Here is a 14,989-nt window from a genome sequence, read left to right as displayed (position 1 = left end):
ATAACATAGCTCCTTTTGTTTTAAGTGGTCAACACCTACTGTAATTTTCTAAACTAACAGATATAACAGAGTGATTTTGTAGACTCGATATCCACAAAATGAATCATTAGCTAAAACCAAGACAGCTGAAAAGCTTGATAATATTCAAGTTAATATTTAGATGGTGAGGAGGACTAGTTAGAGTTTATGCACACAACCATCGCTGACAGTTGGCTGCGCCTTGTCGTCGCTTTCGGTCTAAATGTTCACAATATTCTGTTAATGCAGGTAACGCCCCTACTGCACCTTTGAATAATCCGCCAAATTCTGTAGTAATTTTTAACCAGTTTTCAGCAGGTATATTTAATCGATTGAGAATATCCTGACTACTTGCGCTAATGGCACCGCGTTTATCCTGTCGAATTATCCTGCCGGTATCTTCAACCAGTACTATGTAGTCTTTTACGCTGAACATTAACCCATTAGGTATGTTTAAGCGCTCATTACCCACAAAAGGCAACAATTCTGTTGGTTGCTCACCTTTTATCGCTGAATTTATTCGACGCTGAATACTGGTGTAGTCTGAGGTTTCGGGTGTGGTGGCCATCTTTGCACGAATGGGGTTTAAATCGACATAGGCCATACAAGCTAATACTGCTGCTTCATCTAATAATGCTTGTGATTTAAACCTACCTTCCCAGAAGCGACCTGTACATTTATCTTCTTTGTTAGCCATTCTGGCAATAGGCTCACTTAAGGAGCGCATAAACCAGCTGATATCAATCAAACGTTGGCGATATTGGTTAATACTGTCATTAACCGTCTTTAATTCAAATTCATTCAGCTCTTCACCTTTTACGAACTTATGTGTCAGTAAAGTACCTTTAAAGCCTTTGTGCCACTGCATCAGCACCTCTTTATCTGACCAGTTTTTTGCTTTATCTGCATCCACTTTAACCACTACATGTAAATGATTACTCCCTGTTCATTACAAAGAATGCATAGGCACAAATATCAATGGCGAAAATTGTCGCTAATTCAAGAATACGGGCATCAACCCATTCGCGTCGATGTTCAAAGCTCTCGCCTGTTGAGTTATCAAAACCGCACAAAAAAGCCTTACGCACCACACGCGAACAACAGTGACTACTCTCTATTTGCAGGAGAAGGCGTATCTTCTAAGCTAACGATAGTTTGTCTTGGTCTGGCCATCTTCAAATACCATTTAGGAAGGGTACATAAAGCGTAGTTGAGTGGTTAATGTTTAGCCAACAATCTTGGGTGGCCATGTTATTTCTCTTTAATGACTTGTATGGATAATAAACCCACCTAATTACACATCATTCCCAGTTTCGGGTAATGTGAGACCCAGGCTTTAGCTGCAACTAAAGCTTTCATTTGTCGTAGTTCGATTGAGTGCTGGATCCTCTATTGAGAGACCGATAACAAGAAAGAACGCGACAAACGACTCCAAGCAAAATACTCGAATAGTCTACTGGGTCTCGAACCCGCATTTGCAAGCAAGAGTTAGCTTATTATGAAAACAAAAACTAATCAAAACATTAACGTCGGTGTCGATACTGGCAAGTTCCAACTCGACATTTATATTCGACCTCTCGATATCTATTTCACCGTGTCTAACGATGAAAAAGGCATTAAAGAAGCGGTGAGGCTCATTAAAAAACACCACCCAGAACGTATTGTCATTGAAGCGACGGGACGGCTTGAAATGCCGTTTATTATGGCTTGTGCGAATGCTAATTTACCCTTCGTAATCGCTGATCCTGTACACATAAAACGCTTTGCCGGTGCAATTGGCCAACGCGCTAAAACTGACAAGCTAGATGCACAGCTTATCGCCCATTATAGTGAAGCGATTAAACTGTAGTGGCATAGTTATTTTGGCCACCTAAATAGAGGTGATATTATTACCTCGTAAATTACTTTAGGTGAACACATGAGATCGACAACCCGAAAAACATTTAGTCCTGAATTCAAACTTGAAGCAGCCCAATTAGTCCTAGATAAAAACCATAGCATCATCGAAGCTGCAAAGGCGATGAACGTGGGTAAATCAACCATGGATAAATGGGTGAGACAGTTAAAACTAGAACGCCAGGGTGGCACGCCAAAAGCCTCTCCCATTACCCCTGAACAAATTGAAATTCGTGAGTTGAAGAAACACATAGCACGTATTGAGGAGCATAATCTAATCCTAAAAAAGGCTACCGCTCTCTTGATGTCAGACTCGATGAACAATTTGCGCTAATCAGCCAACTCAAGCAGAGCCACTCTATTCTCACAATTTGTAATGCATTCAAAGTGCATCGAAGTAGCTATAAATATTGGCTAAAAAGAAAAGAGCATATTGATGCTGATTTTACAATTTTATGCAGTGAAGTGAAGACCGCGCATCGTATTAGTAATGGCTCTGCCGGTGCTCGAACGATAGCGCAATTAGTGACTAACAAAGGGATTAAACTTAGTCGTTATCGAGCCCGTAATCTCATGATAAAGCTTGGGTTAGTCAGTTGTCAGCAGCCTAAGCATGCTTATAGGAAAGCAACACAAGAGCATGTAGCTATCCCTAATACGCTTAATCGACAGTTTGCTGTTACCCAACCAGATCAAGTGTGGTGTGGCGACGTGACGTATGTTTGGGTCGGTAATCGTTGGGCATATTTAGCGGTTGTTCTAGATTTATTTTCCCGCAAACCTGTGGGATGGGCTTTGTCATTATCGCCAGATAGTGAACTGACGTGCAAAGCCTTGAATATGGCGTTTGAGTTAAGGGGTAAACCTGAGAATGTGATTTATCACAGTGATCAGGGTTCGCATTATACTAGCTTGAAATTTAGGCAGTTATTATGGCGTCTTCAGATTGAGCAAAGTATGAGTCGTCGCGGGAATTGTTGGGATAACGCACCAATGGAGCGTTTCTTTAGAAGTTTGAAATCTGAATGGGTACCTGTAAATGGTTATGGGAATTTTACAGAAGCAGACAAAGCGATCACAAATTACATCACTGGATATTACAGTGAAACTAGGCCCCATCAATATAATGGTGGGTTAACGCCAAATGAGTCAGAACGTTTATATTGGAATGACTCTAAAACCGTGGCCAATTTTACTTGACCACTACAGTTCAAGAACTATTAGGCCATTCAGATCTTAAAACGACTGAACTGTATACTCATGTTATAGGTTCTCGTTTTAGCCATACCACCAGCCCCATAGATAGATAACGCCCACAAAAAAGGACTCTTGCGAGTCCTTTTAAACTGATATTGTGACAACCGGTTTGTGAGCGTTTAGCTATTGCAAGACCGGGCTATTACAAGACTTAGCTACGCAAACCAATACCACGCGATATAAGGTAGTAAGCCAAGGTCCATAAGGCGACACAAAAGCCGACCATGATAGCCACCGATAACGGCACGCTGATATCGGCAAAGCCTAAAAAGCCATAGCGGAATACGTTAATCATATACACCACAGGGTTTAACCCTGACACACCTTGCCAAAACTCTGGCAATAATGACAACGAGTAAAATACTCCGCCAAGGTAAGTTAATGGGGTTAATACAAACGTTGGAATGATGCTGATATCGTCAAAGCTTTTGGCAAATACCGCATTAATTAACCCGCCGAGTGAAAATAGCACTGAGGTTAAAAACACCGTTAATATTACTAGGCCAACGTGGTGTAAGCTGATGTTAACAAACAGCATAGCCACTACAGTCACAATAAGGCCGACACATAAGCCACGGGCAACGCCGCCGCCGACATAGCCGGCTATCATCACATAATGCGGCACGGGCGCCACCATGATTTCTTCTATATTGCCTTGAAACTTAGCACTATAAAATGATGAGGCCACATTAGAATATGAGTTAGTAATAACTGACATCATAATTAACCCCGGGGCGATAAATTCCATGTAGCTTACGCCACCCATTTCACCAATACGACTACCGACTAAGTTACCAAAAATGAGAAAGTATAAGGTCATAGTGATAGCTGGCGGCACTAAGGTTTGCACCCAGATACGGGTGAAGCGATTAATTTCTTTCTTTAAAATACTTCTAAAGGCGACTAAATACAGTGCGTTCATTATTTCGCCCCCTTGGCTTTTTCAACGAGCTCGACAAATAGCTCTTCTAAGCGGTTAGCTTTATTGCGCATTGATAGCACTTCTATGTTGGCAGTGGTTAGCTGGGTAAATAGGCTATTCATGCTTTGGCTTTTAGCCACATCAACTTCTAGTGTGTGTGGGTCTATCAAGCGACATGACATGTTTTCCAGCTTAGGTGCGGCGCTGAGATTTTGAGTCAAATCTAAGATAAAGGTTTCAACATTTAACTTACTAAGCAACGACTTCATGCTAGTGCATTCTACTAAACGCCCGGTGTCGATAATACCAATATTACGGCACAGCATTTCAGCTTCTTCAAGATAATGGGTGGTAAGAATAATGGTTACGCCCTGGGCATTAATCTGCTTTAAAAAATCCCACATTGAACGGCGCAGTTCAATATCTACTCCGGCTGTGGGCTCATCTAAAATAAGCAGTTTAGGTTCATGCATTAATGCGCGGGCAATCATTAGGCGACGTTTCATGCCACCGGACAGTTCACGGGCCTGCGCATTACGCTTGTGCCATAAATCCAGTTGTGACAGGTATTTTTCAGCACGAACCAACGCAATGTTGCGTGTCACGCCATAGTAACCAGCCTGGTTAACCACAATTTGCAGCACAGTTTCAAACTGATTAAAGTTAAATTCCTGAGGCACTAAGCCAATACACAATTTGGCGCGTTCAAGTTGTTGGTCAATATCAAAGCCAAACACTTTGACGCTGCCTGCGGTTTTTTGCACTAACGAGCTAATAATGCCAATAGTGGTCGACTTACCTGCTCCGTTAGGGCCTAGCAATGCAAAAAAGTCACCTTGTTTAACCGTTAAACTGAGTGACTTAACGGCTTCAACTCCCCCTTTATAGGTTTTTTGTAGGTTTTCTATCACCAGGGCATCGGTGTGTTCTGTCATGCTAAATTCCTTATTTTATCGAAAAAAACTCCCACAATTGTGGGAGTAATTTGTAATACTGCTGTCGTTATAAAGGCACGACTTTAGCTATGTAAGGCAGATTTCGATATTGCTCGGCATAATCAATGCCGTAGCCAACAATAAACTCGTCGGGAATTGTCATGCCAATAAAATCAACGGGCACATCCACTTCACGGCGTTCTGGCTTATCTAATAAGGTGCATAAGGCCAGACTTTTTGGATTACGCAGCAATAAAATTTCACGCACCTTATTTAAGGTGTTGCCCGAGTCAATTAAGTCTTCAACAATCAATACGTCACGACCAGCAATATCTGATTGAACATCTTTTAATATTTTTACATCGCGAGAACTGGTTGTTGAGTTGCCATAACTTGATACCGACATAAAGTCGATTTCAACATGACCTTTAATACGGCGACATAAATCTGCCATAAAAACCACTGAGCCTTTCAATAAGCCAACCATGAGTAAACGTTCGCTGTTGGCATAGTGGGCGTTAATACGCTCGGCAAGTTGATCTAAAGTTTTATTGATTTCTTCGGTTGAAATCATAGGTTCTATGGTGTGTTTCATACAGTTCTCAATTATCAATATCTTGGGGGGCGTCAACGCCATAACCCCAGCGATTTGTCAGTTCGTGTGCAATACCCAAATGATCTAGAATTCGGGAAACCATGAAGTCTACCAGATCTTCCACCGATTTGGGATTATGATAAAAACCCGGTGCGGCTGGCATTATGGTGGCACCATTGCGAGTCAGGCTTAGCATATGCTCTAAGTGTATGGCACTAAAGGGCGTTTCTCTTGGCACCAGTATTAACTGGCCGCGCTCTTTAATCACCACGTCGGCTGCACGTTCTAATAAATTATTACTCATGCCACTAGCAACTGCGGCTAATGTGCCTGTTGAACAAGGGCAAATCACCATTTGCTTAGGTGCAGCACTGCCGGATGCTGGCGGCGAAAACCATTCTTCTTTGCCAAGTACAATTAACTCACCGGCTAAAGGTGCTTGCTGCTGAGCAAAATAGCTAAGTAGTTGCTCGCGGGCTTTGTCGGGATTAGCACTTAATTGCAAGCCGTGTTCGGTGGCAAGTACCACTCTGGCGGCGCTCGATATCATTAAAAAAACCTGATAATCGGCAACCAATAAACATTGTAGTAATTTGATGCCATAAGGTGCACCCGAGGCCCCGGTCCACGCTAGGCTAATTGATTTATCTTTTTTGGCGTAAGCCATCTTTAATCCTTTATGAAGCGAGCAGCATGATTAATTAAATAACTGACTATTTCTTCAGTAGCGCATTAATGATTTGTTGGTGAATACCATTAAAACCACCGTTGCTCATTATCACTACCGTGTCACCTGGATTAGCCGCTTGACTGACTTGTGCCACAATTTGGCTAATATCATCACTGACGGTTACCGGAATAGCAGCTGAACGCATATTATCGGCAATGTCCCAACCGACATTACTGGCTTGATACAGCCATGCTTCATCGGCCAGCGCCATCGAATTGGCGAGAGTATCTTTATGCACGCCACTTTTCATGGTGTTAGAGCGAGGCTCAAGCACGACAATAATTTTGCCACTGGCGTTATCACCTGTGCCCACTTTGGCGCGAAGTCCTTTTAGGGTGGTTTCAATCGCTGTGGGGTGATGGGCAAAATCATCATAAACCGCAATATTATTGGGTGCTGCTAATAATTCCATTCGACGCTTTGGTGGGCTAAATTGCGCTAAAGCGTCAATAGCATGCTTGGGAGTAACGCCCACGTGTCGCGCTGCGGCAATGGCCATTATTGCATTTTCAATATTGTGCTGACCGATTAAGCCCCAATTTAAAACGCCTTGAGACTCACCTTTAAACATCACTTCAAACTCGTGGCCGTCGGCGGCAATACACTGACCTTGCCAACCATCGCTGTCAGTTGCACTAAAGGTTTCTTGCTCGCTCCAGCAGCCCATGTCCATAACCTGTTTAACCGCAATCACATCCTTAGGCCAAATCACTTTACCTTCACCCGGTACGGTGCGAATAACATGATTAAATTGGCGTTGAATAGCGGCTAAGTCAGCGAAAATATCAGCATGATCAAATTCTAAATTATTGATCACCAATGTACGGGGTTTGTAATGGACAAACTTAGAGCGTTTATCGAAAAAAGCACTGTCGTATTCGTCTGCTTCGACCACAAAAAAAGCCGAGTCGCCTAACCGCGCTGACACACCAAAGTTTTGCGGTACGCCACCAATTAAAAAGCCCGGTTGGTAGCCGCAATACTCTAATACCCACGCCAACATGCTGGCAGTAGACGTTTTCCCGTGAGTGCCAGACACAGCTAATACCCAACGATTAGGCAAAATATGTTCTGACAAAAATTGTGGCCCAGAGGTATATTTTATCCCGCGGTTTAATACCGCTTCAACGCACGGATTGCCTCGACTCATCGCATTACCAATCACCACAATGTCGGGCTGATTAATGCCTTCTTCGCCCAATTGGCTTGGGTCAAAACCTTGAATCAGCTCTATGCCCTGTTGCTCAAGTTGCGTGCTCATCGGTGGATAAACATTAGCATCGCTGCCAGTGACCTTATGGCCCATTGCACGTGCTAATAACGCTAAACCACCCATAAAGGTGCCACAAATGCCAAGAATATGTACGTGCATGCAAAAACTCTATTAAAGAACCATTTGCGCTTATTCTACCCAGTAGCAAAGGCATTGTCAGTTAACAATGCCTTAATTTAACTTCATGATGAACGATACAGACTGGCTAGACTTGATTAAGCGGCTAAAAACTCAGCGCGAGTAGAGGCGTTAGCCTTAAAGCTGCCACCTAAGGCGGTAGTTTGCGTGCTTGATGTGGTGTCCATTATGCCGCGAGACTTAACACAATAATGGGTTGCTTTAATGGTTACCGCTACATCTTCGGTTTCTAGTAATGTTTGCAGTGCCACTAATACCTGCTGTGTTAAGCGCTCTTGCACTTGAGGGCGCTGGGCAAAAAATCGCACAATACGATTTATTTTTGATAACCCAATAATTTTGCCTTTAGGGATATAAGCCACTGTAGCGATACCATCTATGGTAATAAAGTGATGCTCACAGGTGCTGACCACGCTGATATCGCTGACTTTAACCATCTCTTCCACGCCCATTTTATTTTCAATTTGGCTGATTTTTGGAAAATTGGCGTAGTCTAATCCAGAGAAAATCTCATTAACGTACATTTTGGCAATACGGTGCGGTGTTTCAGCTAGACTGTCATCGGTTAAGTCTAACCCTAGCGTTGCCACAACTTCGGTCATTAAACCTTTAATGCGCTCATATTTTTGCTGTGCGGTGAGCTCTGTAGGTAATAATGGCGTTTCTAATCCGTGCGCAACTAATGCTGACTGCACTTTTTTGGCGGCGTCTGAAATAATGCCGTTGTTTACTGACATAATGCTATTTGCTGACATAAAATTGGCCTCTTAAATAAGGTTAACGGCGGTGTTCTAAAGATAGCGACACAGAATCGGCAAAGCGTAATGCATGGGGCTTGTCGATGGTCACTTTAGCTAAAGTCACTGATGGATGTTCGCTACATATGTCCACGACATCGGCAACCAGCTTTTCAAGTAGTAAGAATCGTCCTTCCTCTACATGCTGGATCACTTTTTTAGTGATAATTTTGTAGTTGAGCGCATCTGCCACATTGTCGGTTTGAAATGACTTGTCTGCTGGGTAATGTATTTCAATATTGATCACCACATCTTGCTGCTTTTCTCTTTCATCCTGGTTAAAGCCGATAAAAGTGCGTAAACGAAGGTTGGTGACATTAATAACAGCTTGGCTATAAGCGCCTATTTTTGAAGACATCGTTATGGCTCACATTAAATACAGATGCAACTTTATACGGGACGTTTTGTTGAACGGTTCACATAGCGGCAATAAAAAAGCCCTACTTGATGTGCAGGGCTTTAGCGGTTAACAATCTTGACTAGAAGGTCTTGTAATCACGGTATTTCACATTAAAGAATATGATGTAAAACACAGGTACAATAATTAACGTTAAGATGGTGGCAACACCTAACCCAAACATGACTACCGCAGCTAATGATTCAAAAAACGCATCTGTGATTAACGGCAATACCCCAAGAATAGTGGTTACCGCAGCCATACACACAGGACGCACACGGCTAACCGTGGACTCAAATACCGCTTGAAATATCTCTTTGCCGTCATTAATTTCGGTGTTGATTTGATCAAGCAACACAATGCCGTTTTTCAGTAACATACCCGATAAACTCAACATACCCAGTAGCGCCATAAAGCTGAAGGGCTTGTCTAAAATCAATAACCCTGAAGTGATACCTATAATCGCTAACGGAACACAACACCAAATAACCAGTGGCTTACGCACTGAGTTAAATAAGAAAACCGTGATTAAAAACATCAACAAGAATCCAATAGGCAAGGTTGAAAACAGTGAAGCTTGCGCATCACTTGATGATTCAAACTCGCCGCCCCATTGCAATTCATAGCCTACTGGTAACTCAAGCGCTTCAATTTTAGGCCTAACTTGATTAAACAGTGCCGCTGGCAAAATATCGTATTCAAAATCAGCATCGGCAAACACGGTTAAAGTGCGTTTACGGTCACGACGTTGAATAATTGGGTCTTCAAATTTAACGTCAAAGCCATCTACAACCTGCTGAAGTGGCACAAAACCGTTAATCACCGGACTCCAGATACGGATACTTTCCATTGACTCAATATCGACACGTTCATCATTAGGTAAACGACCAATAATAGGTAATAAGGTGGTGCCTTCACGGTAAACCCCTATATCTACCCCAGTAAAGGCGAACTTAATCGATCTATCCACTTCACTTTTAACAATACCTAAACGGCGGGCCTGGGTTTCATTAAAGCGCGGTTCAATGTATTTAACCCGGTCGCGCCAGTCATGGCGTACGTTGACCGTACCAGGCGTGTCGTTAAAAATGGTCATAACCTGCGCCGCAAGTTGACGCAGTACATCTGGATCTGGGCCGCTTAATCTGGCTTCAATTTTGGCATCTGTCGAAGGGCCGATTTCTAAGCGTTTGAACTTAAGCTGGGTTTGTGGGAAAAATTGCTCTGCTTGACGTCTAAACTCAACCATTACCGGTTGTAAAGTATCAAAACTACTGGCACGAATCGCTATTTGACCGTATGAGGCAAAGTTTTTTTCCGGCGAATAGGTTAATAAGAAACGCGGAAAACCTTTGCCTATAGTTGAGGCAACATACTCAACATTTTCAATAACGGCGACTTTGGCTTCCATTTGTTTAATAACCGCTTCTGTTTCGCGAATATCTGCGCCTTCTGGCATCCACACATCCACTAAAAATATCGGCGTTGTTGAAGGCGGGAAGAAGGATTGCTTAACATAGGCAAAACCTGCAATAGAAATCACGAACATCACCAGTACCGCAAAGGTGCTGAACCAGCGAAATCGCATACAAATATTGAGTATTTTTTTATAAAACACAAAAAATGCGCCGCCATAGGGATCGGCTAACTCACCTTCAGGCACTTTTTCACCCTCTTTGCCAAAAAATATCTGTGCAAAAAATGGTGTAATCGTAATGGCGGTAATCCAGGATAAAAACAGTGAAAACAGCAATACCCAAAACAATGACCCAGCAAATTCACCGGTAGCATCAGGGGATAAGCCAATTGGCGCAAACGCGATAATCGCGATTACGGTAGCACCCAATAATGGCCACATGGTTTGCTTAACAATGGCTTGACCAGCTTCGAGTGTGGTTTGGCCTCGTTGGCGACCAATTAAAATACCTTCGACCACCACAATGGCGTTGTCCACCAGCATGCCTAAGGCAATGATCAATGCGCCAAGTGAAATACGCTGCAATTCAATTTCTGCCTGCAGCATTAACATAAAGGTGCCAAGGCAGGTTAAAAATAGAATAAGACCGATTAAAATACCGCTTTTAACCCCCATAAAGACCAGTAGCACACCAATAACAATGACGACTGCGGCAATCAGGTTCCACACAAAACTGCTAACCGAAACATCCACCTCGTTAGGCTGGTTATACATGGTTTCAATGTGCATACCTGCGGGTCTGGCGCTTTCAATTGAGGCTAATTTAGCATCGACTAGCTTACCCACTTCTACAACATTGACCCCAGATGAAAATGAAATACCTATGTTGATGGCGCTATTTTGGTTAAAGCTTAATAGGTTTGTGGGAATATTTTGAAAGCCACGGCTGACGGTCGCCACATCTTTAAGGTAAATCAGTTTATTACCTTGAGTACCGGGAATAATCAGCTCTTCTAGCTCTTCAACGGAACTAAAGCCGCCACTGGTTCTGATTTTAAGGTTATCACCCGAAACACGAATGTTACCGGCATCAGATACCATGTTTTGTGAGTTAAGTAGGTTTGAAATAAGCTGTGGATCAATATTAGAACTGGCCGCTTTGTTTAGCGACATTTCAACAAAAACTTGCTCTTGCTGTTTGCCCGCTAGCGACACCTTACCCACGCCGGGTATGAGTTCTAATTCACGCTTAACATAATCAACATAGTCCAATAAATCTCGATAACTGTAATCTGCACCGCTGACCATCAGCATGATGCCGTACACATCACCAAAGTCATCGTTAACCATTGGCGCATGCGCCCCAGGCGGTAAACTTGATGCCATATCATTGACTTTACGACGCAGCTCATCCCAAATTTGGGGCAATTCATCTGGGCCATAATTGTTTCTCATGGTGACGGTAATTTGTGACATACCAGAGGTACTGAGTGAGCGAATTTTATCAATATAAGGTAGTTCTTGAATGGCTTTTTCGACCAAATAAGTGACTTCTTCTTCGACTTCAGTTGACGTTGCACCTGGATATAAGGTGACTACCACGGCATCTTTAATGGTAAATGGCGGATCTTCTAGTTGGCCTAATCCAGTGAAGGCCATTAACCCACCAATAAGTAAAATAAGGATAAACATCCAACTTATCACGGTATTTTTTACGAAATATCCTGCAATATTCATCTAGTTATTACCCTTGAATTAATTGAACTTGTTGGCCTTCAATCATACGAGAAGCCCCTGTGGTAATAATAGTTTGACCATCTTTAAGTCCACTGACCACTTCAATGTTGTCACCCACAATAACCCCCAGTTTGACTGGCTGATACTGCACGGTTTTAGTGTTGGCCTGATAAACCCACACACCACTTTCCTGATGAGCGAGTTGGTCGCCATCTTTCATTACAACCGCTTTTATGGGTAATAAAAATTGGCGGCTGTAGGTGTAAGTCATGTTACTTAAATTGACTTTAACTTTGGCTGGCATTCCTTCCAACACTTTATATTGATCGTCTAAATCTACTGCAATAGTGGCAATATAGGTTGATGTAGTAGGATCTTTTTCAGTATTAATTTCAAGTAATCGACCTTGAAATACCACCCCTTCAAATGCTTCAAAACTGACTTCGAAGGCACTTTCATCTGTCGCCCGTCGAGAGACGGCTATCAACATATCGGGGATTTGCACATCGACTTCAATTTGTTCGGTTTTTTGTACACTTAATACCGATATACCCGGTTGAATGTTTTCAAATGACTGTAAAAAAACATCGCTGACCATGCCATCAAAAGGCGCGCGTAATTCAGTATATTGCAGGCTAAGTTCAGCCTGTTTTTCCTGTGCTTTTGCAACTAAATATTGCGCGTTCATTTGGTCATATTCTGATTGTGCCATCAGTTTTTTATTGACTAACTGCTTACCACGCTGGGCTTGTTTAAAGGTCACCTCCATACGAGCCTGGCGATCATTGAGCACAATTTCATAATCACGCTTTTCAAGCACGGCGAGTAAATCACCTTGCTTAATCGTCTGGCCTTTGGAAACCGGTAATCTTGCTATGCGCCCTTCAACTCGAAATGATAATTTAGTCAGGTCTTGCGCCCGTGACACGCCGTTAAACTCTCGCATCACCTGATTTTCAATACTGGGTAAAGTGTACACATCTACTAGGGTCGGTTTATGTGCCATCTCAAGCGGTTTGCTACAACCGGCCATAAAGACCAATGAGACCAAAGCGCTGATGACAATATTAGTGGTGTTGTTAATCTTCATATTACAGCCCTCTTTCCTTGACCCAGCGAACCGTACTTTCACCGTCGGTTAACTCACTAGCGCCCGCGACCACTAACCAGTCACCGTCCTCTAATCCTGATTCAAGTTGATTATCATTTAATGTCACCGCTACTTTTTCGACTTTTAGTTGTTCAGGTAACCAACGAAAAACATAGGTTTGACCATTTTCTTCAACTCTAGCGCCCGCGGCAATAACAGGATTACTGCTAGCACCTCGGTAAGGCAGCTTAACCCTGACTGATGCAGCCATTCCGGGTAATACATTTAATTCGGTTGGCATTTTCAAGGTGAGAATAATGGTATAACTGCCAGTACTAGTATCCGCTACGGTACTGAGCTCTTTCAGTCTGGCTTTATACCAGGCATCACGGCTGTCAAATTTAACATCGATATTTTCTACTGGGCCTTCATTGACTCGATTAGCTTGAATTGCGCCAATAAATTGCTCGGGCAATTGAAAACTAATGTCGATAAATGATTCAGTGCGAATGCCCATAATCGATTCTTGTGCTTGCACAAATTCAAACTGTTTGCGATCACGCTTTGAAATCATGCCATCATAGGGCGCTTTTAGTTGGGTATAAGCCAGATCAGTTTCGGCTTTATCAAGCGCTGCTCTGGCAATGGTGAAATCACTTTTAGATTGGTCAAAATCGTTACGGGACACCACACCTTGTTCCACTAAACTACTGGAACGTTCAAATAGCACTTTGGCCAGTTCGTATTGCGCTTTAGCCACTTCGTACTGTTGTTGGTATAAATCACTGTCTAGCTTGGCCAATAAGTCACCCGCTTTAACATGATCGCCCGGGCGCACATAAATATCGGCTATTTGTCCTGCGACTCTAAATGACAACGAGGCTTTATCTGCCGCGCGGACCTCACCGGGTAATAACCGCTCACGAAAGCCTTTGCCAATATCAAGCTGTATGACTTTAACGGGGCGGGCAAAAGAGTGAGAATTAGTATCAATTGTGATGTCATTGCTATCGCTAGCAATGCTAGGCGGAGCAACCATCAAGCTTAGCAGCATGATCGAGGTGGAGGAGAACGAACAGAACATCTGACGAACATTCATTGTGCTTGGTCCTTCAAAACATAATATTAATTAATGTTAACATTTAACTAAGTGGGACATTAAGTCAATTTAAAAACAATGAGGATCTAATTAGCTTATTTAATCGTATAATTCTTCATCTACGCGCTACTGTAACGTTAACATCGTTTTTAGACAGCCATTCTACAAGATAATGGCAATGATTAACCTTGATACCCAGGTTCGATTGATAGTAATGACATAAGGAAAATATGATGGAATTGACCATATTTTACGACAGCACCTGCCCACTGTGTGCCAATGAAATGCGTCAACTTAAACGGCATGATAAGCACGACGAGATTCATCTAGAGGACTTATACAGTGCTGATTTACATGAGCGTTTTCCACAAATTGATATCGAAAAAGCCAACACTATACTGCACGGCTTAACTAAAGACGGACAACTGCTGCTGGGGCTAGATGTTACCGCAAAGGCATGGGGAATTACCGGTAAGCACTTTTGGGTTCAGTGGCTTAGAAAACCTTTTATTAAACCGGTCGCGGACCAAGCGTATCTGTTTTTTGCTAAAAATCGCTACAAAATCTCGTACCTGCTTACCGGTAAGCAGCGGTGTAATAATGGTCAATGTGGCTTACCTAAGAACAATTTGAAGCCATCAGATTTGAAGTGAACAGCACTGATAATTAATCTCAAAGGCTTTTGAAA

At 42.7% G+C, this 14,989-nt stretch carries 12 protein-coding genes and 2 pseudogenes; 3 read left to right on the top strand and 11 right to left on the bottom strand.

Annotation, left to right across the window (positions count from 1 at the left end; translation table 11 throughout):
- Window positions 1-184: 184 nt before the first annotated feature.
- Window positions 185-1,191: pseudogene (locus ACRWQM_RS03110) on the bottom strand (transposase).
- 325 nt (window positions 1,192-1,516) lie between these two features.
- Between ACRWQM_RS03110 and ACRWQM_RS03105 the strand changes: the two are divergent.
- Both ACRWQM_RS03105 and ACRWQM_RS03100 read left to right on the top strand, forming a co-directional pair.
- Window positions 1,517-1,861, top strand: a pseudogene (locus ACRWQM_RS03105) (IS110 family transposase); the annotation flags it as partial.
- Window positions 1,862-1,936: 75 nt separating this feature from the next.
- Window positions 1,937-3,114 (top strand): IS3 family transposase gene (locus ACRWQM_RS03100; protein ID WP_434929781.1). Its coding sequence is split into 2 segments (ribosomal slippage): window positions 1,937-2,195 and window positions 2,195-3,114, totalling 1,179 coding nucleotides; the frame shifts between segments, so codons are not numbered across the junction.
- Window positions 3,115-3,322: 208 nt separating this feature from the next.
- Here ACRWQM_RS03100 and ACRWQM_RS03095 read toward each other — a convergent pair.
- The 10 genes from ACRWQM_RS03095 to ACRWQM_RS03050 all read right to left on the bottom strand — a co-directional run bounded on the left by ACRWQM_RS03095 (window position 3,323) and on the right by ACRWQM_RS03050 (window position 14,301).
- Window positions 3,323-4,093 carry an ABC transporter permease gene (locus ACRWQM_RS03095; RefSeq protein ID WP_226413527.1) on the bottom strand — a complete coding sequence of 257 codons (771 nt, stop codon included), beginning with the start codon at window positions 4,091-4,093 and terminating at the stop codon, window positions 3,323-3,325.
- Window positions 4,093-5,028: an ABC transporter ATP-binding protein gene (locus ACRWQM_RS03090; RefSeq protein ID WP_434931240.1), complete on the bottom strand. Its 936-nt coding sequence runs from the start codon at window positions 5,026-5,028 to the stop codon at window positions 4,093-4,095. Before ACRWQM_RS03090 ends, ACRWQM_RS03095 begins: the two co-directional genes overlap by 1 nt.
- Before the next feature lie 67 nt (window positions 5,029-5,095).
- On the bottom strand, window positions 5,096-5,623 hold the full coding sequence (hpt, locus tag ACRWQM_RS03085; protein WP_434927069.1) for a hypoxanthine phosphoribosyltransferase: 528 nt from the start codon (window positions 5,621-5,623) through the stop codon (window positions 5,096-5,098).
- Between the two features lie 7 nt (window positions 5,624-5,630).
- On the bottom strand, window positions 5,631-6,290 hold the full coding sequence (locus ACRWQM_RS03080; protein WP_226413521.1) for a flavin prenyltransferase UbiX: 660 nt from the start codon (window positions 6,288-6,290) through the stop codon (window positions 5,631-5,633).
- 46 nt (window positions 6,291-6,336) lie between these two features.
- Window positions 6,337-7,725, bottom strand: a complete 1,389-nt coding sequence (gene mpl / locus ACRWQM_RS03075) for a UDP-N-acetylmuramate:L-alanyl-gamma-D-glutamyl-meso-diaminopimelate ligase (protein ID WP_434931239.1) — start codon at window positions 7,723-7,725, stop codon at window positions 6,337-6,339.
- Between the two features lie 116 nt (window positions 7,726-7,841).
- Window positions 7,842-8,501, bottom strand: coding sequence for a GTP cyclohydrolase I FolE (folE, locus tag ACRWQM_RS03070; RefSeq protein WP_434931966.1), 660 nt, complete (start codon window positions 8,499-8,501; stop codon window positions 7,842-7,844).
- Between the two features lie 40 nt (window positions 8,502-8,541).
- The gene (gene folX / locus ACRWQM_RS03065) at window positions 8,542-8,919 is read right to left on the bottom strand and encodes a dihydroneopterin triphosphate 2'-epimerase (protein ID WP_226413517.1); all 378 of its coding nucleotides are present in this window, start codon (window positions 8,917-8,919) and stop codon (window positions 8,542-8,544) included.
- Between the two features lie 121 nt (window positions 8,920-9,040).
- Window positions 9,041-12,112, bottom strand: a complete 3,072-nt coding sequence (locus tag ACRWQM_RS03060) for an efflux RND transporter permease subunit (RefSeq protein ID WP_434931238.1) — start codon at window positions 12,110-12,112, stop codon at window positions 9,041-9,043.
- 7 nt (window positions 12,113-12,119) lie between these two features.
- Window positions 12,120-13,202 carry an efflux RND transporter periplasmic adaptor subunit gene (locus tag ACRWQM_RS03055; RefSeq protein ID WP_434931237.1) on the bottom strand — a complete coding sequence of 361 codons (1,083 nt, stop codon included), beginning with the start codon at window positions 13,200-13,202 and terminating at the stop codon, window positions 12,120-12,122.
- A gap of 1 nt (window position 13,203) precedes the next feature.
- Window positions 13,204-14,301 carry an efflux RND transporter periplasmic adaptor subunit gene (locus ACRWQM_RS03050; protein ID WP_434931236.1) on the bottom strand — a complete coding sequence of 366 codons (1,098 nt, stop codon included), beginning with the start codon at window positions 14,299-14,301 and terminating at the stop codon, window positions 13,204-13,206.
- Window positions 14,302-14,534: 233 nt separating this feature from the next.
- Here ACRWQM_RS03050 and ACRWQM_RS03045 point away from each other — a divergent pair, with 233 nt between their 5' ends.
- Window positions 14,535-14,954: a thiol-disulfide oxidoreductase DCC family protein gene (locus ACRWQM_RS03045; protein ID WP_434931235.1), complete on the top strand. Its 420-nt coding sequence runs from the start codon at window positions 14,535-14,537 to the stop codon at window positions 14,952-14,954.
- Window positions 14,955-14,989: the final 35 nt, after the last annotated feature.

This window comes from Shewanella sp. HL-SH5 (genome assembly GCF_051163755.1).
In the GTDB taxonomy this organism is placed as follows: domain Bacteria; phylum Pseudomonadota; class Gammaproteobacteria; order Enterobacterales; family Shewanellaceae; genus Shewanella; species Shewanella glacialimarina.
The sequence above is the reverse complement of the archived record's forward strand: the minus strand, read 5'-3'. Positions and strand labels throughout refer to the sequence as shown.